The 19,662-nt window shown below is 67.3% G+C and carries 22 protein-coding genes and 1 pseudogene; 11 read left to right on the plus strand and 12 right to left on the minus strand.

The annotated features are described in order from the left end of the window. Nucleotides 1–41 precede the first annotated feature (41 nt). From BLU84_RS12325 to BLU84_RS12335, 3 genes are all read right to left on the minus strand, one after another. Nucleotides 42–542: a hypothetical protein gene (locus BLU84_RS12325; RefSeq protein ID WP_139174959.1), complete on the minus strand. Its 501-nt coding sequence runs from the start codon at nt 540–542 to the stop codon at nt 42–44. 206 nt (nt 543–748) lie between these two features. Then, nucleotides 749–1,342, minus strand: coding sequence for a hypothetical protein (locus tag BLU84_RS12330; protein WP_074867230.1), 594 nt, complete (start codon nt 1,340–1,342; stop codon nt 749–751). Between the two features lie 248 nt (nt 1,343–1,590). After that, nucleotides 1,591–2,619 (minus strand): hypothetical protein, encoded by a 1,029-nt coding sequence (locus BLU84_RS12335; protein WP_074867232.1) that lies wholly within the window; start codon nt 2,617–2,619, stop codon nt 1,591–1,593. Between the two features lie 232 nt (nt 2,620–2,851). On the opposite strand from BLU84_RS12335, the gene BLU84_RS12340 reads away from it, so the two are divergent. Together BLU84_RS12340 and BLU84_RS12345 are read left to right on the plus strand one after the other, a co-directional pair. Beyond that, nucleotides 2,852–3,055, plus strand: a complete 204-nt coding sequence (locus BLU84_RS12340) for a hypothetical protein (RefSeq protein WP_074867234.1) — start codon at nt 2,852–2,854, stop codon at nt 3,053–3,055. Nucleotides 3,056–3,128: 73 nt separating this feature from the next. Continuing rightward, nucleotides 3,129–3,344, plus strand: a complete 216-nt coding sequence (locus tag BLU84_RS12345) for a hypothetical protein (RefSeq protein WP_074867236.1) — start codon at nt 3,129–3,131, stop codon at nt 3,342–3,344. Nucleotides 3,345–3,387: 43 nt separating this feature from the next. Here BLU84_RS12345 and BLU84_RS12350 read toward each other — a convergent pair whose 3' ends face one another. Together BLU84_RS12350 and BLU84_RS12355 are read right to left on the minus strand one after the other, a co-directional pair. Then, the gene (locus BLU84_RS12350) at nt 3,388–3,951 is read right to left on the minus strand and encodes a hypothetical protein (protein WP_139174960.1); all 564 of its coding nucleotides are present in this window, start codon (nt 3,949–3,951) and stop codon (nt 3,388–3,390) included. Continuing rightward, a complete protein-coding gene (locus BLU84_RS12355; protein WP_139174961.1) occupies nt 3,948–4,577 on the minus strand; it encodes a hypothetical protein in 630 nt (209 codons plus the stop codon). The genes BLU84_RS12350 and BLU84_RS12355 overlap by 4 nt, the downstream gene beginning before the upstream one ends. Here BLU84_RS12355 and BLU84_RS12360 point away from each other — a divergent pair. Further along, complete coding sequence (locus BLU84_RS12360; protein WP_074867242.1) at nt 4,576–5,802, plus strand: glycosyltransferase; 1,227 nt, start codon at nt 4,576–4,578, stop codon at nt 5,800–5,802. The two genes, BLU84_RS12355 and BLU84_RS12360, sit on opposite strands and share 2 nt — an antisense overlap. A gap of 170 nt (nt 5,803–5,972) precedes the next feature. Here BLU84_RS12360 and BLU84_RS26445 read toward each other — a convergent pair whose 3' ends face one another. Then, the gene (locus BLU84_RS26445; RefSeq protein WP_139174962.1) at nt 5,973–6,728 is read right to left on the minus strand and encodes a hypothetical protein; all 756 of its coding nucleotides are present in this window, start codon (nt 6,726–6,728) and stop codon (nt 5,973–5,975) included. 316 nt (nt 6,729–7,044) lie between these two features. Here BLU84_RS26445 and BLU84_RS26450 point away from each other — a divergent pair, with 316 nt between their 5' ends. Continuing rightward, nucleotides 7,045–7,299, plus strand: coding sequence for an XAC0095 family protein (locus BLU84_RS26450; protein WP_139174963.1), 255 nt, complete (start codon nt 7,045–7,047; stop codon nt 7,297–7,299). A gap of 70 nt (nt 7,300–7,369) precedes the next feature. Here the strand turns inward: BLU84_RS26450 and BLU84_RS12365 are convergent, their stop codons facing one another. Next, a complete protein-coding gene (locus tag BLU84_RS12365) occupies nt 7,370–8,386 on the minus strand; it encodes a hypothetical protein (protein ID WP_074867244.1) in 1,017 nt (338 codons plus the stop codon). On the opposite strand from BLU84_RS12365, the gene BLU84_RS26455 reads away from it, so the two are divergent. Further along, nucleotides 8,385–8,861 carry a hypothetical protein gene (locus BLU84_RS26455; protein WP_139174964.1) on the plus strand — a complete coding sequence of 159 codons (477 nt, stop codon included), beginning with the start codon at nt 8,385–8,387 and terminating at the stop codon, nt 8,859–8,861. The genes BLU84_RS12365 and BLU84_RS26455 overlap by 2 nt on opposite strands. 214 nt (nt 8,862–9,075) lie before the next feature. Here the strand turns inward: BLU84_RS26455 and BLU84_RS12370 are convergent, their stop codons facing one another. Next, nucleotides 9,076–10,500: a hypothetical protein gene (locus BLU84_RS12370; protein WP_074867245.1), complete on the minus strand. Its 1,425-nt coding sequence runs from the start codon at nt 10,498–10,500 to the stop codon at nt 9,076–9,078. 347 nt (nt 10,501–10,847) lie between these two features. Between BLU84_RS12370 and BLU84_RS12375 the strand changes: the two genes are divergently transcribed. Continuing rightward, nucleotides 10,848–11,330, plus strand: coding sequence for a GNAT family N-acetyltransferase (locus BLU84_RS12375; protein WP_074867247.1), 483 nt, complete (start codon nt 10,848–10,850; stop codon nt 11,328–11,330). Between the two features lie 64 nt (nt 11,331–11,394). Here the strand turns inward: BLU84_RS12375 and BLU84_RS28630 are convergent. Continuing rightward, nucleotides 11,395–11,496 (minus strand): annotated as a pseudogene (locus BLU84_RS28630) (DUF6053 domain-containing protein); the annotation flags it as partial. Between the two features lie 97 nt (nt 11,497–11,593). Between BLU84_RS28630 and BLU84_RS12380 the strand changes: the two are divergent. The 5 genes from BLU84_RS12380 to BLU84_RS12400 all read left to right on the plus strand — a co-directional run bounded on the left by BLU84_RS12380 (nt 11,594) and on the right by BLU84_RS12400 (nt 16,988). Continuing rightward, nucleotides 11,594–12,364 carry an SDR family NAD(P)-dependent oxidoreductase gene (locus BLU84_RS12380; RefSeq protein ID WP_074867249.1) on the plus strand — a complete coding sequence of 257 codons (771 nt, stop codon included), beginning with the start codon at nt 11,594–11,596 and terminating at the stop codon, nt 12,362–12,364. Nucleotides 12,365–12,516: 152 nt separating this feature from the next. Further along, complete coding sequence (efpL, locus tag BLU84_RS12385; protein WP_074867250.1) at nt 12,517–13,083, plus strand: elongation factor P-like protein EfpL; 567 nt, start codon at nt 12,517–12,519, stop codon at nt 13,081–13,083. Between the two features lie 71 nt (nt 13,084–13,154). Continuing rightward, entirely contained in the window at nt 13,155–13,616 is a 462-nt protein-coding gene (locus BLU84_RS12390) for a GNAT family N-acetyltransferase (RefSeq protein WP_074867252.1), read from the plus strand. A gap of 457 nt (nt 13,617–14,073) precedes the next feature. Further along, the gene (locus BLU84_RS12395; RefSeq protein WP_074867255.1) at nt 14,074–16,161 is read left to right on the plus strand and encodes a phosphocholine-specific phospholipase C; all 2,088 of its coding nucleotides are present in this window, start codon (nt 14,074–14,076) and stop codon (nt 16,159–16,161) included. A 218-nt stretch (nt 16,162–16,379) separates the two neighbouring features. Beyond that, nucleotides 16,380–16,988, plus strand: coding sequence for a class I SAM-dependent methyltransferase (locus BLU84_RS12400; protein ID WP_139174965.1), 609 nt, complete (start codon nt 16,380–16,382; stop codon nt 16,986–16,988). Nucleotides 16,989–17,254: 266 nt separating this feature from the next. On the opposite strand, the gene BLU84_RS12405 is transcribed toward BLU84_RS12400, so the two are convergent. The 3 genes from BLU84_RS12405 to BLU84_RS12415 all read right to left on the minus strand — a co-directional run bounded on the left by BLU84_RS12405 (nt 17,255) and on the right by BLU84_RS12415 (nt 19,578). Beyond that, on the minus strand, nt 17,255–18,523 hold the full coding sequence (locus tag BLU84_RS12405) for an esterase/lipase family protein (RefSeq protein WP_074867259.1): 1,269 nt from the start codon (nt 18,521–18,523) through the stop codon (nt 17,255–17,257). 111 nt (nt 18,524–18,634) lie between these two features. After that, on the minus strand, nt 18,635–18,847 hold the full coding sequence (locus BLU84_RS12410) for a hypothetical protein (protein ID WP_139174966.1): 213 nt from the start codon (nt 18,845–18,847) through the stop codon (nt 18,635–18,637). Nucleotides 18,848–18,972: 125 nt separating this feature from the next. Then, complete coding sequence (locus BLU84_RS12415) at nt 18,973–19,578, minus strand: NUDIX hydrolase (protein ID WP_074867263.1); 606 nt, start codon at nt 19,576–19,578, stop codon at nt 18,973–18,975. Between the last annotated feature and the right edge of the window lie 84 nt (nt 19,579–19,662).

A 19,662-nucleotide genomic window follows, 5' to 3' on the forward strand; every position in this document is an offset into this window, starting at 1 on the left:
CGCGCGCAGCGGCGTCAGTCAGCCAGTTGCGGCCGCGAATCTCACTCGCCCGCTTCCGCCACGCTCGCCGCCAGATCTTCGAGCAAATGCTGCTGCAACTGCGGATCCAGCTGGAAGAACCCGCGCGCGTTGAGGATGCGGTGATTGGGGTTCGGCCGATAACCGTCGGCGACGATGCGGCCATCGGCAACCTGGAACGCGCCGACGATGTCTTCCGGCGGCACCGCATCACCCGGCGTCTCGGCGCGGCCGTCGACGATCACCACCAAACCGTCGCCCTGTCGCTGCGCCTCAGCGATCAGCGCCGGCAGCGACGGCCCATGACGGGCGACGACCGCGTGCAGGAACTCGACGAACAACCGGTTGCGGGCGAAGTTGTCCGGCGCGATGCCGGGGCGCTCGGGATCGATGATCTGGCCGACGATTTCCTGCGGCGCGATGCCGCGCGCGCCGAGTTGGTCTTGCGGGGTCAGGGTCACATAGGCGACCGGCCCGTCGGGCAGGACGACCTTGCACACCAGCATGGGCAGATCCGATGGCATGCGCGCTCCGGCGTGGCGATGCGCCGCGACGCTGCGGCGCGCGCCATCCTAGCCCGCCGCGCGGCCTCGCGCACGGCCCGCGACGCGGGCGATGGGCCGGTGCGGGCCGCAGTGCGCTCGCCGGGGTTTCCGCTGGGCGCCGTGCCGCGTTCGTCGTGCGATTGCGGCGGGAACGCCGAAGCCTTCCCGCCGCCGCAGCCGTCGCCTCAGAACGCTACCCAAGGCCGGTTGCCGGTGCCCGGGTCGTCGGTGCCCGGCACGCAGTAATGGGTGATGTAGGCCAGCGGAATCGAGGTCAGAAACGCCAGCTCCACGCCAGGATCGGCCATGCCGCCGCAAATGCCGAACAGGTTCGAGGCCGCCAACGTGGCGCCGTCGAAGAACACGTTGGCGCCGACCCGGCTCTGCAGCAGGGTCGGATTGTTCCCGACCGCCGTCACCGCGCCGGTGCCGGCGGCCTGCACGTTGAGCGTGAACGACATCCGGTAGACATAGCTGCTGGAATAGCCGCCGCACTGGGGCGAACTGTCGGTCGAAACGTGCACCGTGCGCTCGTTCTTCTCGACCTTGATGTCGCGCAGCACGTCGATCAGCTTCACCGTGTTGGTGTTCAGCAGCGTCTGCAGCGACGACTGGCTCGCCGGCGGCGGCAACTGCGGCGCCGGCGTGCGCGGCGCGATGCAACGGGTGATGATGCCGCGGCCGGTGGCAGCGGTGGTGACCACGCGCGGATTGAAACCGCCGGCGGCGTGGATCTGCTGCGGCGTGCGGCTGTCGCCGCGGTAGATGTCGATGGGCATGGAACGCTCCGAGTGGCGCGGCCGGCGGCCGCTGGGAAGGACGCGAGATGGAGCCCGCGGATGGCGCGGCGCCACAGTGCACATCGGTTCCAACGTGTCGGGCCGGGGAGCGTGAATTCAGCGGAACACGGCCCGCTGCGCCGACGCTGCACGCGCCGAGCCGCCATCGACGTTCCGTGCCATCGGCTATCGCCGGAGCCTCCGGCGCCATGGACTCTTCAAGAAGATCGCGATCGGCGCGCGCCGTCTCAGCGGCGGAAATCCTGCACGCTGTCGCCGCGCCCGAGCGCAAGGAGTCTCGCGCCGATCTCGTCCATCCATTGCGCCTCGCTACGCCGGGTCGCCCAGCCGTAGGTGCACGCAAACAACAATGGCCGATTATCGAACGCCGAAATCAGCAGGTCGTTGAGGGAATCCGTGGCGATGGGGCGGCGCCCCGGAAGTCCCAGCGCCAGATCCTCCGCGTGCCGGGCGACGGTGCCCAGAACGCGTTGCTGGGCCTCGGGATCGCGTTCATGAGCCTGCTGGTACACCGAGTGGGCGACCAACAGGTCCGGCGCACGCTCTTCCAGCAACGCAGCCCGCAATCGCGCATGTCCATCCACAATGACGTAAGCCTCCAGGCAACTGAGATACCACAGCAGCACCGGCGGCAAGGCGCCCTCTCTGGATTTCTTGCGCCACCATGCGATTCTCCCCTCGTCGGCCTCGGTCAATGCGCGCAGGTTCAGTACTTCGCGGCGCGGACGCCACCAGTCCAGGTAGATCAAGGGATCCTCGCGCAGCGCCTCACGCAGGTTCTCGACCCAACGATAGCGATAAGGCTCCATTCCGCGCAGGGGCCCAGTCTCGAAGCGCCAGTCGTCGGTTACCACATGCGCCCCCAGCAGCACCCAATCGCCCGAATGCAGGAACGACGCAGGACCGTCGGCCAAGGCGCGTGCGAAAACGCGACTCCAACTGGCCATGCGCTGCCCCGGTTCGAGGTCCGCATGTCGTTGTACCGTCGCAGAATCCAGCGCGGATGCCGGCACCGGCGACGCCATCGCCGCATCGCTGCGCAGTAAGTGGACTCCGTCATACCCTTTTTCCTGGCGAGCCCACCAACGCACCAACGGTTCGTCGGATCCGACAGAGTCTTGCACCAGGCGCAACCAACCATCGACGCCGCTTTCCAGGCGCAAGGCCGGCTTGCGAAAACCGGGCTCGCGCTCGCCGCACCGGATTTCCAAGCCGACCCAACTGCCTTTATCGCTCTCGATATCCTTCCAATACATCCTTGAAGCTCCTTTCAAGCCGGGTCGGTGCCAGTGCACCGGACTGGTGTCGAGTCCGTCGTCGGCAGCAAAGCGTTTCTGGGCCCGCTGAGCCCTGCGGCATCTTGCTCCGGGAAAACTGCGCTTTCCAGCACAAATCGCATCAGCCGTCGCTCCTAGCATGGACCGGCCGCGCAAGCACCGCCCTGCCGGGCGACTGCCAGCGGCATCGCCACTTTCCAGGAGGTTTCCGATGAAGCAAGGAACGATCCGCATCGCCCTGTCCGTGTTCGCGTTCGGTCTGGCGTTCTGCGCCGTCGCAGCGCCGACCAATCCGTGCCAGATCTGCGAAGACAACTACACGCGCTGCATGACCGGCACCGACACCAGCAAGTGCTGGAGCACCTACTTCGGCTGCATGCGCCGCGGCGACGGCCAGCATCCCTGCCCGCTGTAATCCCGATCCGCCCGCCGCCCGCGCGGAACCGTTCCGCGCGGGCGGCGCGTCCCTGTCTTGCAAGGAGGCTTCGATGAAAACCCCAACCCGCCTGCGTCTGGCCCTGGCGACCTTCGCCTTCGGCCTGGCCGCTTCGCTCGGCGCCAACGCCGCCAACGTCTGCACGCGCTGCGAGAACAACTACACCGCCTGCCAGTCCAGCGGCACCAGCGAAGCGCAGTGCTACCAGTGGTATGTGGAGTGCCTGCGCTACGGCGATGGGCAGCGGCCTTGTCCGATGCCGCGTTGAACCTGGCCCCGGCGCGTCGAGGCGCGCCGGGGATTGGACGGCGTTAGTCCGCCATCTCGACCCAGTGCTTCGCACGCCGGTGCCTGATCGTCCAATCCTCCAGACACTGGGGCTGGCCGAACGAGGCCGGATCCTCGGCATAACGGCGCACCGTGTGCTTCACCGGAAATCCCGAGCCCCAGTAGAAATCGACCACGGTTCCGCAGCCTGGCTTGGCCTCGACAAACGTCGCGTACGCCAGATCGGCGGCTTCCGGCGGCAGCGCTACGCGAACCGAGGTACCCACAACCGCTTGCGATTTCGCCCAGTCGGCGGCGACCTGATAGCGCGGCAAGTCGCGCTGGAACTGCCATGCCCGCAGACTTCGGCCGATATGCGCGCCCGATGGCAACGCCGCCAATAGCAGCGCTGGCGCTAGCAAGCTCAGGAGTCCGAGCTTGCGCCAATGCCAGATGGCGCGCCCCGCGAAAACCACCAATAGCGCTGCGGTAAGCAGTACCGCGAATATCGACAGCAGTTGCCCAAGCGGCGTAGGCCGGGTAGCGAATGCCGCGACCCCGATCAGGCACAGCAATGCCGACACACCGCCGGCGATATCCGCTTTCACCCCGCCTCTTCGGCAGCGCCGCTGTTTCGCTTCGGCCTTCTTGTCGCCGCCCACCAAAACGCCAACGCCGCCACCGCGCCCACACCGCACATCCACGGAAAGTGGCGAGGATTCGGCGTATCTGGAAGCTGCAGAACGATCGTCACCAGCGCCCCGCCCAGCGCGCCGGCCAATGCGGTCGACCACCAGCGCGCCCAGCCCAGCGCGCGCAGGACCAGGAACAACGGCAATCCGATCAGCGCCACCGCCGGCAGCGCGAAATAGAACGCGAACAGCGCCATGCCGAAGTCGCTGATGGATAAGGAACCGCGCTGCAACGGCGCGTTGGAGACCAGCAACACGCCAGTGACCGCGGCCGCGAGCATGGTGCCGCGCAACAACGATTTCCATTCGCTCTGGGTCGATCCGTCCATGCGCCAAGTATGCGCGAAGCCCCTCCCGAACGCCTCGGCCGCGCCCGCGCCCGCGCCCGCGCCGCGATACGGCCCGCCAAAAACAAAACGGGAAGGGCTTTCGCCCTTCCCGGTATCAACATAGTACTCCGTCCAGGGCTTGCAGCAAGCCCCCCGCGCGGGCGCAGGATCGCCGCCCTCCGCCGCTATCGGCGCAAACGGGAGTAACGGCATGCGTGTTTTGTTATCGACGTTCGGCTCGCGCGGGGACGCCGAGCCGCTGGCGGCGCTGGCGTCGGCATTGCAGGCTCAAGGCGCGCAGGCGCGGGTATGCGCCTCGCCGGACTTCGCCGGGCGGATGGAACAGGCCGGGGTCGAACTGTTCCCGGCGGGCCCGCCGGTGCGCGAATGGATCCGCGACGTGCTGGCCGACCCCAAGCCCGACATCCCCCGACGCGGCGCGCAGATCATGGGCCTGTACCGCGACGCGCTGGCCGTGGCCATCGAAGACTGCGACGCCGTCGTCGCCACCGGCCTGTTCCCCTCCACCACCGCCGCGCAGATGCTGGCCGAACGCCATCGCCTGCCCTACGTGTACGCCGGCTACTGCCCCACCTACCTGCCGTCGGCGCACCACGCGCCGTTCCAGTTCCCGCACTATCCGCGCCCGCCGGACAGCGCCGACAACCGCGAGCGCTGGGCGCTGAACGCGCAAGCCATGCAGGACACCTTCGGCGACACCGCCAACCGCCACCGCGCCGAACTCGGCCTGCCGCCGGTGCACGACCTGCGCGACCGCGTATTCACCGACCTGCCCTGGCTCGCCAGCGACCCGGTGCTGAGCCCTTGGGCGCCGACCAGCCTATGCGAGGTGTTCCAGACCGGCGCCTGGATTCTGCCCGACGACCGCCCGCTCGCGCCCGACCTGCGTACCTTCCTCGACGCCGGAGACGCACCGGTGTACGTCGGCTTCGGCAGCATGTCGCTGCACGCCTGGAAAGACGACGCCGCGCGCGTGGCCGTCGATGCTGTGCGCGCGCAGGGCCGGCGAGTGCTCCTCGCCGGCGGTTGGGCCGGCCTGACGCCCATCGACCACGGCGAAGACTGTTTCGCCCTGGGCGAGGTCAACCAACAAGCGTTGTTCCCGCACGTGGCGGCCATCGTCCACCACGGCGGCGCGGGCACCACCATGGCCGCGACGCGCTCGGGCCGGCCGCAGGTGGTGGTGCCGCAGATCGCCGATCAACCGTATTGGGCCGGGCGCGTGGCCGACCTCGGCATCGGCGTGGCGCATGCGGGGCCGGTGGCGAGTATTGAATCGCTCAGCAACGCGCTGGTTTCGGTGTTGAAAACGGAGACGGAGGTGCGGGCGGAAGTGGTCGCCGGAATGGTTCGCGGCGATGGGGCAACGTTAGCGGCGAAGCGGTTAATCGATCTCTTCGGCCACGGCATCAGGTAAGCACCAGGCAGCGGAGCGTGCGTTTTGTTTAACGCACGCTTCGCACGTCAAATCACGGAGAGCCTTCAATGAAAATCTATCAAGCTAAAAACCTTGAAAAGAAGATCAACAAATGCCATGAATCAAGCTCATCCATCAAACAGCACAAAGCAGCCCTAGCAAAGAGCCATTCAATTTTCCGGCCGTAGCTCAATAACTTTCTTTGCCTCCTTTCTTAACTGCTGAACATCGTTCAGGGCAAAACTAAATGGGGAATCGCTTCTCGCCACCCTCCTATATTTGAACAGTGGAATCTTTGCTCTCCCAGCCGCTGTCTGATAGGGCGTTTCAATTAAACAATCCTCTGTGAGAAAAATGGATCGCGTAGGAAATGTCTCAATAGAATAAATCACCACGCTGCCTTTTTTTTCCGAGTTCTCATAAGCAACCTGTATGCGCTTCCAGCTATCTTCAATTTTAGAACGAAGGGCAGCCGGATCAGATCCTATTTTCTTGGCGAGCGTATCAACAAACGACGACGCCGGGTCTACGGTGAAGAACTCCGTGGTCGATTTTTTTGAAAATCTCTTACAAAGAGAAGTCGCATAATTACCAACCCAACGCTGACCGTCATTCATAACCACGAATAACTGATCAGAATCCTCCAGCATTTCGGTGAAATTGTATCCCTGCACCTCAGGAAGGATCTCTACCAAACCAAGCTCATCAACGCTGTCGTGGATACGCAACAACCTACGGAGTGTTGAATTGGTCTCCTTGTCCTGAAAAATCTTAAACAATAAAGACAATAGGCCACCAACTAACAAGGCACTGGAAACCTCAGACAGATAAGGCTTCTGCCAACTAGTCTGATCGAGCGCGCCCCCGTACGCAATTACAACAAGGCCAATTATTATCATGATAGAAGCAATTATATATATACGCATACACCCCCCTTTATTTTTGGCGTCATCCCAACACCCCTCGGCAACAACCTGACACAAACGACATTAGCAGTAAACAACCTTTATCGGCGACTTAAGACCCCTCATGAAGCGGTTTCGTTTCTGAAAACATGATGGCTTTTGCGCCTAATGTTCAGGCACAAGCTCGACGAGCTCTTACGTCGCGAGGGCGCTAATACAACACCCGCAAGGGGAATACGCCCGCCGTCTTTGTGCGGTTTCGAGCCTCCCGACTTCCCGCCTGCGACGTCCGCAGCGCGGGCCCTGGCGCTGTAACCAAGGAACAGGAGTGCCGCATATGCCGCCCAAAGCCCCGACCGTCGAGCCCGACTGTTTGGTGTCACGCCGTATTTCGCTGTCGTTGGATGCGTATTTCGAACTGCAGGCGTTTCAGGATCAGTTGCTGGGTGCGGCCCACACCATCGATCCGGAGACTTCACCCTCGCCCTCCCCTCGCAAGACCGAGCAAGCCCGCCATCGCGCGTTGGCCTCGGTGTTCCGCACTTGGGCCGATCAGGTAGAACGCACGCTGGAAACCGCTCGTTCGACTTGATCCCGCTCGGGAGGCGATGCGTGGCTCGCCTCCCGCCGAAATGCCAACGCGCGCGCGCCGGTCATCTTGCTCAGCCCACATCTACCGTAGGCGACTGCACTGCGCCGTTCCATCGCAACGGTTGCGGTCCCCACTCGCCCTCGCCCAACACCGCCTCCACCAAGTGGCCTACCGGATAGCCCAAGTGTTCGTCCGCCTTCGCACCGCCATCGTCGCGATGCGCCGCCAGCACGAACGGCACGAACGCAGCGTGGTCGTGCGCGGCCAATCCCACCATTTTCTTGGCTAGGTCGTAGGACAGTAGGTTGCCGTCGTCGGTGCGGTGAAACGCGGCGCCGGACCAGAATTCCTGGATTCGTTCGGCGTTCCAGAACGCTTCGTGCTTGCGCTCGATTTCCTTCGGCGTGTAGAGCTGGTTGGCGGGATGGGCCAGCTGCGGGAACAGGCTGTGTTCGGTGTTCACCGCCATGCCTTCGTTGAGCCAGGTCGGGATCGGCAGGTGGGCGAGCAAGGCGTGGGTCAGTTCGTGGGCGATGGTGGGTTGCATCGCGTCGCCGTGGCTTTCGCACAGGGCGAAGTGGCCATAGCCGGCGCTGAGGAAGACGCCGGCGGACATCGCGTATTCGCCGCCGTCGGGGTAGTAGTGGGCGATGTAGTCGTAGTACTCGTCTTCGTCGATGAAGACCAGGCACACGTGCTTGCCGCCGCCGATGGGTTGGGCCAGCGCGCCGAGGTTGCGCACGATCCGGCGGCGCGCGGTTTCGCAGAATTTGAGATAGGTCTGGGCGTCGGCGGGTTCCATCGCGGTCAGCAGCAGGAAGCGCTCGGAGGCCTGCACGCGGTAGTCGGGGCCCAGGGCGTCGGCCAGGGCGCGCAGCCAATGTTCGGCGGCGGCGGTCCAGAAGGCGTCGCGTTCGGCGATGGTCCAGTCCGCGCGTTCGGCGGCGGCGATGCGCTCCCAGTCGGGGATGGGCTGGCGGGTGCCGCCGAACCAGTGCATCTCAACGATGGGCTGCGGCGCGGCGGCGGCCGGCGCGGAAGGCTGGGCGGCGGTGGGCCGGAACAAACGGCGCAGGTGGGTCAGCATGTCGGTGCCATCCAGGGCGGAAGAACGCGGTCGTCGCGCGGACGATTCTGGCCCGGCAGCCGGGGCGGACGCCAGAGGCGGCGCGGGGGATGACGAGGATTTCCGTAGCGGGCGCAGCGGCCGCTCGGGCTCGCGGGCGGTTGCCTGCGTCGCGTGCGACGCGGTTCGCCTGGGACGCGGTGCTTTTTGCTTCACGCGCGTGGCGGTGAGCCCGACGCGCAAGCTATTTCGATTCGCGCTCAAGGCGAATTCGTTCGCCGTCGGTGCGCGCAAGCCCAGCCGCAACCCGACGCGGCTCGCGCGCAAGGCAATGTCCCCCGGCTCCGCACCCACTTGGCTCAGCGCCGGCTCCGAACGCGTCGCGAGCAAGCCGCCAAGCGTCGCGCGCGAACCGTCACGGCTTGCGCGCAAGACAAAATGCCTCGGGGAAAAAGGCCAGGCTAGTTACCGACGAGGCATTTCGGTCCGAACCTGAACCATCGCGGCTTGCGCGCAAGCCAAAACGCCTTGCGCGCAAGTCTCGCCCTACTCGGCGCCGCCCCAATTTGGGGCAGCGCCGGGATTTTCCGACTCGCAGCCGGGGCCGCCGAGCTTGCGCACAAGCGCGTACGGCTTGCGCGCAAGATCTCAGAGCTTGCACACGAGGTAACGACGCTCGCGCACCACCCTCCCCGCACCCAACGCCGTCCTCAATCCGCGTCGCGATCCACCCGCGGCAACGGCGGCGCATTGCTCAGATCCACCGGCGCCGCGGCCTTCAGGCCCCGCGTCGCACGCGCCGCTTCCGCCGCCACCGGCTGCGGCTGGCTGCGCAGGTTCTGGTAGTAGTTGCGGATCCCAGCGGTGACCTGCAGCGAGTAGTCCGTGGTCATGAACTGACTCCCGTCCTGCGTCTCCACGTGCGCCCCATCCGGGATCGGCTTGAAGAACTCGCCGAACTTGTCCATCGGGTACTCGCTGGGCTTGTTGGCGGTGAACACCGCCATCGCCATCGGCCGGCCGCGATTGAGCGGGTCGTTGGCGTTGGCGAAGGTGCCGGCGCGGCCGTGGCAGGACACGCACGAGGACACCGGGCTGTCGATCGGGCCGTTGACCCGGCCGCCGAGGCCGTGGTGGCGCACGTAGGCGCGGTTGCCGTAGTCCCAGCCGGTTTGTTCGACCAGGAAGCCGTTGATGCGCGCTTCGGTCAATGCGGTATTGACGAACACGCCGTCGCGCTGGGCGTCGGTGCGCACCGCCAGGTCGTCGCCCCAGCTCAGGCCGACCGGGCTCATGCGGTCCCACACGGTCTTGCCGGGCGAGCCGCCGTCGTAGACGAAGGTGCCGAACACCCAGCCGGTGGTGCGCGCCAGGCGCGGGTCCTTCACCGCCACGTCGAGCTGCAGCAGGCGCATCTCGCGGTTCACCCGCGGCTTGTTGTAGTTAGTGTCGGGGTAGATGTTGGCGGTCCAGACTTTGCCGTTCTGCAAGTACGGAACCTGCTCGACCGGCGCGTCGGTGAACAGCAGTTTGCAGGCCACGCTGTTCGGCGGGAACGTCGACTTGGCCGGGTCCGGGCGGCCGTCGGCGGTCAGCCAGACCTTGCCCAGGGCGGAGCCGCCGCGATCGTTGTAGAAGCCCACCGCCCAGTTCTGGCCGCGACCGGTCTGCCGGGTGTGCAGTTCGAACGGGCGCGACATGCGCTCGCGGGTCATGCCGTGGCGGTATTCGCGGCCGCCGCCGAATTGGTTGCCGTCGTCGTGCAGCCACGGCGCGTGGTACCACTTGCGCACGCGGTTGTCCTGGACGCGGAAGTCGACGTCGACGTTGCCTTCCAGGCAGTAGTTCAGCACCGCGCGCAGGTATTCGTTGGGGAAGGCCTTGAAGTCGATGGCCATCCACGGAAAGGTTTCGTTGGCGTAGGTCTTGGGGTAGTTCTGGCTGAGCTGGAAGATGTCGGCCGGCGGCGTGCCCGGCGGCGGCGGATAGCGCGGGTCGTAGCTGGGAAAGCGCGCGGCCGACGCCGCGGCGGCGGCATCGGCGGACGCCGCGGGCGCGGCGGGACGTTCTTGCGACACGGCCGTGGCCAGCACGCAGGCCAGCGCGAGGGCCGAGACGGCCAGTGCGGTTTTCATCGTTGCGCTCCCCTGTGGATTGACCGTGTTAACGCGTTCGCGCCGTTGCCGAGGCCAGCCGCGGGGCCGCGTCGGGCTCACGGTCGCTCAAACCGGTACCGGGTCGGGCTTTCTTTTGGGCGTGGCGCGCGCGGGCGCGAGCACGGGCGTTCGCAAACTGCCGCGCGCCGAGCGCGCCGCGCGAGCGAGCACGGGATGCGCGGCGCCGTTCGCCGCGCGCTTAAACGCAATGCGCCTACCCCTGCGGCCAGGCCGGGCCGGCGCCGCCGGCTGTGCAAACTGCCGGCTTCGCAAGCGCCCGTCGTTGAGCGAGGATGTGCGCTACGTCCTGAGGAACCCCGCTCGCCATGACCTTGCCGCCCGGTGTCGTCCTGCGTCCGATCCTGCCGCGCGACGACGCGGCGGTGGCGGCGATCACCCGGCAGGTGCTGGCCGAGTTCGGCTCCGGTCTGGCCAACGATCCCGAAGCCGATGCGATGCAGCGCGCCTACAGCCGGCCGCGCAGCGCCTACTTCGTGGTCGAACGCGACGGCCGGCTCGGCGGCGGCTGCGGCATCGCGCCCTTGCTGGGCGGCGACGACGGCGTGTGCGAACTGCGCAAGTTCTATCTGCTGCCGGGCGTGCGCGGCATCGGTCTGGGCCAGGCGCTGCTGGACAAGTGCCTGCTCACCGCACGCGGGTTCGGCTATGGCCAGTGCTATGTCGAGGCGCTGGACCGGATGAGCGAGGCGCACCGTTTGCTGGAAGCCAATAGTTTCCAGTTGCTGCAGGCGCCGCTGGGTTACGGCGAGCTGCGCGGCAGCCACACCTGGTACCTGCGTTCGCTGTGAACCGATGCAGTCTTGGGCGGATGCGCCTCGAACCGGGCCGCGCGGCCGAAACTGCCGTGGGAGGGCCTTCAGGCCCGAGGCCTTTCGGTCCGAGCACCGCGGTCTGAGCGAAAAGCCTCGGGCGTGAAGGCCCTCCCACAAGTGCCGGCGTCGCGTGGGGAACCATCCGGAGCCGGATCGGCCGGGAACCGCGGCCGTCCCGGGGCGGCGCCCTCACCCGCGGTCCTTTAGAATGGCGCCTTTTCCGCCCTCAGGACCGCCCCATGCAACTCGAAAATGCCCGCGCCGTCATTACCGGCGGCGTCTCCGGCCTCGGTTTCGCCGTGGCCCAGCATCTGGTCGCCCGTGGCGGCAAGGTCGCGCTGTTCGACGTCAACGACGACAAGGGCGCGCAGGCCGTGGCCGCGCTGGGCGAGGCCAACGCCCGCTATTTCCGCACCGACGTGACCGACGAGGCCGGGGTGGCGGCGAACCTGCAGGCGGCCAAGGCGTTCCTCGGCGGCTTGAACGCGGCGATCAACTGCGCCGGCATCCTCGGCGCGGGCCGAGTGCTGGGCAAGGAAGCGCCGATGGCGCTGTCGCAGTTCCAGACCACGGTGATGGTCAACCTGATCGGCAGCTTCAACGTGGCCAAGGCCGCGGCCGACCTGATGCAGCACAACGACGCGGGCGAAGACGGCGAGCGCGGCGTGATCGTCAACACCGCCTCGGTGGCCGCGTACGAGGGCCAGATCGGCCAGGCCGCGTATTCGGCCAGCAAGGGCGGCGTGGTCGCGATGACCCTGCCGATGGCGCGCGAACTCTCGCGCTTCGGCATCCGCGTGATGACCGTCGCCCCGGGCATCTTCTGGACGCCGATGGTGGACGGCATGCCCGAGTCGGTGCAGCAGTCGCTGTCGGCCTCGATCCCGTTCCCCTCGCGCCTGGGCCGGCCGGAAGAGTTCGCCGATCTGGTCGCCTACATCCTCGGCAACCGCTATTTGAACGGCGAGACCATCCGCCTCGACGGCGCGACCCGCCTCGCCCCGAAGTAAACCCCACCCCCTACCTGTAGGAGCGGCGCGAGCCGCGACCGCGACAACGCAACTACGCCGGCAGTTTCGGCGCGAACGTGCAACTCCGCAGTCGCGGCTTGCGCCGCTCCTACATTCGGATACGCCACAAAACATCGATCGGAATCGACGCAATGAAAGCCTACGACGTCAAAAAAGGTAACGTCATCGAACACAACAACATCGTGTACCAGGTGCGCGATATCGAACGCAGCTCGCCGCAGGGCCGCGGCGGCAACGTGAAGTTCCGCTTCACCATGTACTCGGTGCCCGGCGGCACCAAGTTCGACCTCAGCGCCGGCGCCGAGGACGAACTCAAGGAAGTCGAGCTGAGCCGCCGCCAGGCGACCTACTCGTACAAGGACGGCGACGCCTTCGTGTTCCTCGACGACGAGGACTACACGCCCTACACCCTCGACGCCGACGTGGTCGGCGACGCCGCCGGCTACATCATCGCCGACCTCGGCGGCTTCTACGTGCAGATCATCGACGACCAGCCGGTGGGCCTGCAGTTGCCGGCCAGCGTGTCGCTGGAAGTGATCGAGACCCCGCCGGAACTCAAGGGCGGCACCGCGACCAAGCGGCCGAAGCCGGCCAAGCTGGAAACCGGGATCGAAATCATGGTGCCGGAGTACATCGGCACCGGCGAGCGCGTACTGGTCAACACCGCCACCGGCGAGTTCGCCGGACGCGCGGACTGATCGCCGCCGAGCTTTTCGCAAGCAAGCCCGGCCCGCCTCGCGCGGGCCGGGCCGCATCTGAGGTAAGCAAAATGAGCCAGAACGATTACGCCTTCGCGCCCGCCACCGCCGCCGACATCGAGCGGCTGATTCCGGTGCTGCGCGAGTTCTACGAAGTCGAGCACCTGCCGTGGAACGAGCCGGCGCTGCGGCGCGCGCTCGGCGCGCTGGTGAGCGATCCCAACGCGGGACGGCTGCGGCTGATCGTGCGCGACGGCGAAATCGCCGGCTACTTCGTGCTGGGCTTCTGCTTCAGCCTGGAATTCGGCGGGCGCTTCGGTTTGCTGGACGAGTTGTTCGTGCTGCCGGCGCATCGCGGCGGCGGCCTGGCCAAGCGCGCGCTGGCCGAAGTCGAAGCCTTGTGCCGGACCGAAGGCTTGGACGCGTTGCGTCTGGAAGTGAACGACGACAATGCGCATGCGCGCGGCATCTACGAGCGCGCGGGATACATCGTGCACCCGCGCCGGTTGATGACCTTGTGGCTGCGCGATTGAGATCGTTGCGGCAGCGGCTTCGCTCCTGAATGTGAGAGGGGCTTCAACCCCGACTGTATGGGGCTTCAGGATTGACTGTGGGAGGGGCTTCAGCCCCGACGCTTTTCTATCCGCTGAGGCATGGCGATCGGACCGGACAGCGTCGGGGCTGAAGCCCCTCCCACAATCGCTGCCCGAGGCTCTTGTTCAGCCGTAAACGAAAGAAAAACCGGCTGCGGCTTTCGTTGCGCCGGATCCGCGCACCGCACCGACGACGAACCTCAAGCCGCACAACGCCGGATATCGATAGCAGCGACGGCTTTCACATAAAAATCCCGGAAAAATCCGGCCATCGGCTTGTCATTGCGTGATCGCGCACGCACCGAAACCCTTGCCACGAAGCTGCAATCTGCGTTTCCCAAGCTTTATCGTTTCCCCCGGCGGCGCAACCGCGCCGCGCCCAGCTTGGAGCAAGGCCTTGGCATCCCCGACCCGTCGCGATTTCCTCAAGCTCGCCGGCTCCGCCGCCGCGCTGAGCCTGCTGCCGCCCAGCATCCGCACCGCCCTGGCCACGCCGGCCGCGCGCGTCACCGGCACCATCCAGGACGTGCAGCACGTGGTGATCCTGATGCAGGAGAACCGCTCGTTCGATCATTACCTGGGCGCGTTGCGCGGCGTGCGCGGTTTCGACGATCCGCGGCCGATCCCGCTGCCCGGCGGCAAGACCGTGTTCGAGCAGCCCAAGTCCGCGAGCAACCCGAACAACGTGGTGCTGCCGTTCCACCTGGACACCGCCAACACCGCCGCGCATTGCCTGGCCGACATCGACCACAGCTGGAAGGGCGCGTATTCGCGCTGGAAGGACTACAACGCCTGGATCTCGGTCAAGGGCCCGATGTGCATGGGCCACTTCACCCGCGAGGACATGCCGTTCTATTACGCGCTGGCCGACGCGTTCACCGTCTGCGACGCGTACTACTGCTCGCACCACGGCCCGACCAATCCCAACCGCATGCATTTGTTCACCGGCACCAGCGGCATGACCGTCGGCGACCTCGGGCCGCAGGCGGTCAACAACGCCGACGACGGCAACTGGACCGGCGATGCGTCGCGCGACAATCCCAATTTCGCCGGGCACAAGTGGACCACCTACGCCGAGCGTCTGCAGAACGCCGGAATTCCGTGGCGCGTCTACCAGGAGCACGACAATTACGGCGACAACTCGCTCGCCTACTTCGCCGCGTTCCGCAAGCTAGACCCGAGTTCGCAGCTGTACAAGCGCGGCCGCGCGATCGTGCCGGGCTCGAACGAGGCCAACGCCAAGACGTCGCGCGGCGAGCATCTGATCGCCGAATTCGCCAAGGACGTGCGCAACGGCACCCTGCCGGCGGTGTCGTGGATCGTGCCGTCCTACATCATGAGCGAGCACCCGGAAGCCACCCCGGCCTACGGCGAGTCGCTGACCGCGCGCTTGCTGGAAGCGCTGGTGGCCAATCCCGAGGTCTGGTCGAAGACCGTCTTCATCATCAACTACGACGAGAACGGCGGCTTCTTCGATCACCTGCCCGCGCCGCTACCGGCGATCAACGCCAACCTCGGCAAGAGCACGGTCGACACCGCCACCGAGAACTACAACGGCATCCCGGTCGGCCTGGGCGTGCGCGTGCCGATGTTCGTGATCTCGCCGTGGAGCAAGGGCGGCTGGGTCAACTCGCAGGTGTTCGACCACACCTCGGTGCTGCGTTTCCTGGAAGCGCGCTTCGGCGTCGCCGAGCCGAACATCAGCGCGTGGCGCCGCACCGTGGCCGGCGACCTGAGCACCGCCTTCGACTTCGCCACGCCCAATGCGGCGTGGCCGGCGCTGCCGGACACCGACGACAGCATGAGCAACGCCGACGCCAGCTGCCGCCTGGCCGTGCCCAAGCCGCCGGCGCAGCAGCGCCTGCCCAAGCAGGAACGCGGCCAGCGTCTGGCGCGCGCGCTGCCGTACGAGTTGCAGGTCGGCGGCCGCATCGAAGCGGCGAGCGGGCGCTATTGGCTCGACTTCGGCAACAGCGGCGTGGCCGGCGCCTGCTTCAACGTCTATGCCGGCAATCGCAGCGACGGGCCGTGGTACTACACGCTCGATGCAGGCACCGCGCTGTCGGACTACTGGAGCGCGAAGCAGTACAGCCAAGGCATCTACGACCTGTCGGCATACGGGCCGAACGGTTTCCTGCGCGCGTTCAAAGGCGACCTCAACAAGGCGCTGGCGGCCGACGGCGCCAACCCCGAGGTGACGGTGCGCCACGATGTCGCCGGCGGCCGCCTGCTGCTGGAGCTGGTCAACACCGGCAAGGCCGCGTGCACATTGACCCTGAAACCCAACCGCTACAGCAGCGCCGCCGCGCGCACCTACACGCTGGCGCCGGGCGCCAAGCGCAGCGACAGCTGGCCGCTGGCGGGCGGCAAGCGCTGGTACGACCTCAGCGTCACCTCCAACAAGGACAGCGGCTATCTGCGCCGCTTCGCCGGGCATGCGGAGAACGGCGAGGACAGCGTCAGCGATCCGGCGATCGGGGTTTGATTTCGGCGGCGCCGCGCGAGCGCGGCGCTGCGCGAACGCAGTGAAGGGAACAAGGGGAACGGGGAATAGTCGGGAGGCAGCTTCGGCGCTTCCCCGGCGCCCCGTCATCGCCTGTTTCCTTGGCCCCTGCGTTTCGCATACCGAATCCAGGCGCAACGCCCTCACCCGCCCGCGCGAGCTCTGCTACGTTGCAGGCCAGCCTGAGCCGGAGCCTGCCGATGAGCGCCGCCGACCGCCGCAACAACCGCCGCACCGTCGCGGCGTACGAAGGCTATGCGCGCGGCTACGCCGCAGCGGTGTCGTCCACGCCGTCGGAGCCTGCGGCCGAGGACTTGCGCCGCTTCGCCGCCGCGCTCGCGCCGCCGGCGCGGGTGCTCGACATCGGTTCGGGGCCGGGTTGGGACGCCGACTTCCTCGAAACCCTGGGCGCGCAGGTGCGCCGCACCGATGTCACCGCAGCGTTCGTGCAGTTTCAGATCGAGCGCGGCAAGCAGGCGTACCCATTCGATCTGCTGACCGACGAGATCGATGCGACCTACGACGGCATCTTGATGCTTTACGTCGTCCAGCACTTCGAGCGCGATCAGCTCGACGGCGTCTTGTCCAAGCTCGCGCGCGGGTTGTCCGCGAACGGCGCGATGCTGCTGTCGCACATGCTCGGCGACGGCGAAGAATGGGAAGGCGACGCGGGCGACTACCGGGTGGTGCGCTGGTCGGCGGCGGCGCTGGACGAGCGCTTGGCACGGGCCGGGTTCGCGGTGGAATGGGAGAGCTTCATCGACAGCGAACAGCGGCCTTGGCGCAGCGTGTCCGCACGCAGGCGGTAGCCGCTCGCTCGCGCTGCAATCGCGTCGCCCGAGGGCGGGTTCGTCGTGGTTGGGTTGGCGCGGTCGCGGCTTGCGCCGCTCCTACAGGGGGCGATCCGGCATTCGCGCGGTTGCGGCGGCTTCCTGTAGGAGCGGCGCGAGCCGCGACCGCGCCACTGTGCATTCGACGCAAGCCACGCGTAGAAGGGCCCGGATCGCGGCGCAGTGCGGCCGCACCCGCAAGCGGCGACCCGGAACGACGCATGCGCAACCGGCGCGGCCTATCGCTATCGGCGGCCGGGTTTCAGCCAGCGCCGCAGTTGCGCATAAACCTGCGCATCGCCGAGCAGGTCCAGATGATGCAGCCCGTAGCCCAGCCACTGCCGCGACGCGGGGATGCGCAGGTCGAACGCGGGATTGCGGTGCTGGCCCAGCGCGCTGGCGACCGGCACCAGGCCGTCGCCCGACGGTGGATCGTCGCGGCGTTGCTCGCCCGCATCGCGCGCGGCGCGCGCGTCGGTCGACACCGCCATCGCGTAGCTGCGCACGCCCTTGGGCAACGGCACCGGCGTGCGGGTGTCGGCGCGCGCGTCGGCGCCGGCGCGCTTGCGGTCGGCATGCGCGCGCCAATCCGAATCGAGCAGATTGCCGTGGCGCAGATCCTGGATGCCGGCGCTGCGGATCTTGCCCAGGCGCGCGAACGGCGCGGTGTACGGGCTCAGCTGGATCACCGTATCGAACCAGCTGCCGGCGCGTTCCAACGGCGCGCCCTGATGCGGCGTGCCGAGAAACACCAGGCTGTCGAGCGTATCGATCCAGCCATGCCGCGCCTGCGCGGCGGCGTGGCAGGCGCTGCGCGCGACCAGGCCGCCCATGCTGTGGCAGACGATCGCCAGACGCTCCACCGGCACCGGCCAATCGCGCAGCAAGCGCTCGAGCTGGATCGAGAAATCGCGGCCGTTGCGCGAAATGCGGCGGCCGCTGTTGTAACGCAGATAGACCGGCGTCCAACCCGCGTCGTGGGCCAGGGCGGCGCCGTGGTCGTGGCCGTTCCAGCGCCACTGCCGATCGTTCATGCACAGGCCGTGGACCAGCACCAGCACTTTGCCGCTGGCCTGCGGCAGCGCCGCGCTCAAGGCCTTGCGGCCCGACGGCAACGGCCGGCCGCCGCTGCACAGGCGCATGCCGATGGCCAGCGGGTTGCCGGTGTCGTCGAGGTGATCGCCGAGCACGCCGTTGAGCGCGCTGATCGCCGCGTCGCGTTGCGGCAGCGAGTCGATCCGGTCCAGCCACGGCGCGACCTGCGCCAGCCCCAGATCGAGCGCGCCGCCGACCAGGCGGGTGATGCCGCGCACGCCGCGATAGACCTGCCCGGTCAGGCCGCGGGTCGGGTCGTACACCGGCGCGCCGAGCGGCCCGGGCAAGGCGGCGATGGTCGCGTGGACGGATTCGACCAGATCGGTGACGCCGGTGATCGCGTCGACGGTGAGCCGGCCGATGCCGCGCAAATCGCCGCCGAAGCCGGTTTCGTTCAGAGCCGAGCGTTTGGTCGACATGCGGCAGCGCGGGCGGATGGGGGGTTCAGCGTAGCGCAGTTGCTTGCGCGGCGTAGGCGCGGGCCGCGACTGGCGGTCGCCGCCTCAAGGCCAATGCCGAACCCTGCCGCGCTAGCGCGTCAGCAACGCGCGCAGGAAACAAACGCTATGCGCGAGCGCCAGCCAGACGACCAGCATCGCCGCGAAACCGGCAACGAACATCAAGCCCCACGACCACAGCGGCGCCGGCGCGCCCAGCGCGCGCTCGGCCGCGTGCAGCGTTTGCAGCGCGACGAAACCGCCGCCGGCCCACGCGCACTCAGCGATCGCGCTGGAGACGATCAAGGAAGGGTTCGACCTGCGCTTGCACGTCGCGCACTGGCTGAAGGCGCCGAAGCAGCCGAGCAGATCGACCGCGCGCACCCGCATCCGCGCGCCGCAATCCGGGCATTGACGCGTGTACGTCGCGCTCAGCCCGCGCGCGCCAGCCACTTGCGCGCCAGCCGCCGCATCGATTCGTCGCTGTCGGGGTCGCTCAGCACGTCGCCGATCCCGCGCCAGGCCAGGTCCAGCGATTCTTCGCTGACCACGAAGGCTTCGTCGTCGCCGGCGCGCACCACGTAACGCAGGTCGTAGTGCCAGTGGCCGGGCACGTCGCGGCGTTCGGGAATCCAGTGGCGGTCCAGGTCGAACAGTTCCGCGTCCACGCTCAGGCCGCTCAGGCCGGACTCTTCCTCGGCTTCCTTCAACGCCACCGCGGCCATGTCGCGGTCGCCGTCGGCGTGGCCGCCCAGTTGCAGCCAGCGGCCGAGCTTGCGGTGGTGGGTCAGCAGCACGCGCGCGCCGGCGCGGTCGACCAGCCAGGCGCCGCCGGTGAAGTGGCCGGCCAGGCGCTCGCGGCGGAACGGGTCGGCCGGCATATGTTGCGCTGCATCACGCGCTGCGTCGAAATCCTCGGCCTCGGCCAGCAATTGCAGGAACGGCGCCGTATGTTCGGCTTCTTGCGGCCAGCGGCGCGCATAGTCGGTGAGTTCGGAACGAAGTTCGGCGAGTGCGTCGGGGCGTTGCGCTGGCATGGAGACGGGCTGGCGATTCAGGAACGGGAGTCGGGATTATCGCCGCCCGGACCATGACCGTGTGCGCTTGCCGCTTATTTACAC

This window comes from Lysobacter enzymogenes (genome assembly GCF_900106525.1).
Classification (GTDB): Bacteria; Pseudomonadota; Gammaproteobacteria; order Xanthomonadales; family Xanthomonadaceae; genus Lysobacter; species Lysobacter enzymogenes.

What these genes read in the sequence shown, in the direction of transcription:
- BLU84_RS12325 (WP_139174959.1), bottom strand. Translation starts at nt 542, where the DNA reads ATGCCATCGGATCTGCCCATGCTGGTGTGCAAGGTCGTCCTGCCCGAC.
- BLU84_RS12330 (WP_074867230.1), bottom strand. Translation starts at nt 1,342, where the DNA reads ATGCCCATCGACATCTACCGCGGCGACAGCCGCACGCCGCAGCAGATC.
- BLU84_RS12335 (WP_074867232.1), bottom strand. Translation starts at nt 2,619, where the DNA reads ATGTATTGGAAGGATATCGAGAGCGATAAAGGCAGTTGGGTCGGCTTG.
- BLU84_RS12340 (WP_074867234.1), top strand. Translation starts at nt 2,852, where the DNA reads ATGAAGCAAGGAACGATCCGCATCGCCCTGTCCGTGTTCGCGTTCGGT.
- BLU84_RS12345 (WP_074867236.1), top strand. Translation starts at nt 3,129, where the DNA reads ATGAAAACCCCAACCCGCCTGCGTCTGGCCCTGGCGACCTTCGCCTTC.
- BLU84_RS12360 (WP_074867242.1), top strand. Translation starts at nt 4,576, where the DNA reads ATGCGTGTTTTGTTATCGACGTTCGGCTCGCGCGGGGACGCCGAGCCG.
- BLU84_RS12355 (WP_139174961.1), bottom strand. Translation starts at nt 4,577, where the DNA reads ATGCCGTTACTCCCGTTTGCGCCGATAGCGGCGGAGGGCGGCGATCCT.
- BLU84_RS26445 (WP_139174962.1), bottom strand. Translation starts at nt 6,728, where the DNA reads ATGCGTATATATATAATTGCTTCTATCATGATAATAATTGGCCTTGTT.
- BLU84_RS26450 (WP_139174963.1), top strand. Translation starts at nt 7,045, where the DNA reads ATGCCGCCCAAAGCCCCGACCGTCGAGCCCGACTGTTTGGTGTCACGC.
- BLU84_RS26455 (WP_139174964.1), top strand. Translation starts at nt 8,385, where the DNA reads ATGTCGGTGCCATCCAGGGCGGAAGAACGCGGTCGTCGCGCGGACGAT.
- BLU84_RS12365 (WP_074867244.1), bottom strand. Translation starts at nt 8,386, where the DNA reads ATGCTGACCCACCTGCGCCGTTTGTTCCGGCCCACCGCCGCCCAGCCT.
- BLU84_RS12370 (WP_074867245.1), bottom strand. Translation starts at nt 10,500, where the DNA reads ATGAAAACCGCACTGGCCGTCTCGGCCCTCGCGCTGGCCTGCGTGCTG.
- BLU84_RS12375 (WP_074867247.1), top strand. Translation starts at nt 10,848, where the DNA reads ATGACCTTGCCGCCCGGTGTCGTCCTGCGTCCGATCCTGCCGCGCGAC.
- BLU84_RS12380 (WP_074867249.1), top strand. Translation starts at nt 11,594, where the DNA reads ATGCAACTCGAAAATGCCCGCGCCGTCATTACCGGCGGCGTCTCCGGC.
- efpL (WP_074867250.1), top strand. Translation starts at nt 12,517, where the DNA reads ATGAAAGCCTACGACGTCAAAAAAGGTAACGTCATCGAACACAACAAC.
- BLU84_RS12390 (WP_074867252.1), top strand. Translation starts at nt 13,155, where the DNA reads ATGAGCCAGAACGATTACGCCTTCGCGCCCGCCACCGCCGCCGACATC.
- BLU84_RS12400 (WP_139174965.1), top strand. Translation starts at nt 16,380, where the DNA reads ATGAGCGCCGCCGACCGCCGCAACAACCGCCGCACCGTCGCGGCGTAC.
- BLU84_RS12405 (WP_074867259.1), bottom strand. Translation starts at nt 18,523, where the DNA reads ATGTCGACCAAACGCTCGGCTCTGAACGAAACCGGCTTCGGCGGCGAT.
- BLU84_RS12415 (WP_074867263.1), bottom strand. Translation starts at nt 19,578, where the DNA reads ATGCCAGCGCAACGCCCCGACGCACTCGCCGAACTTCGTTCCGAACTC.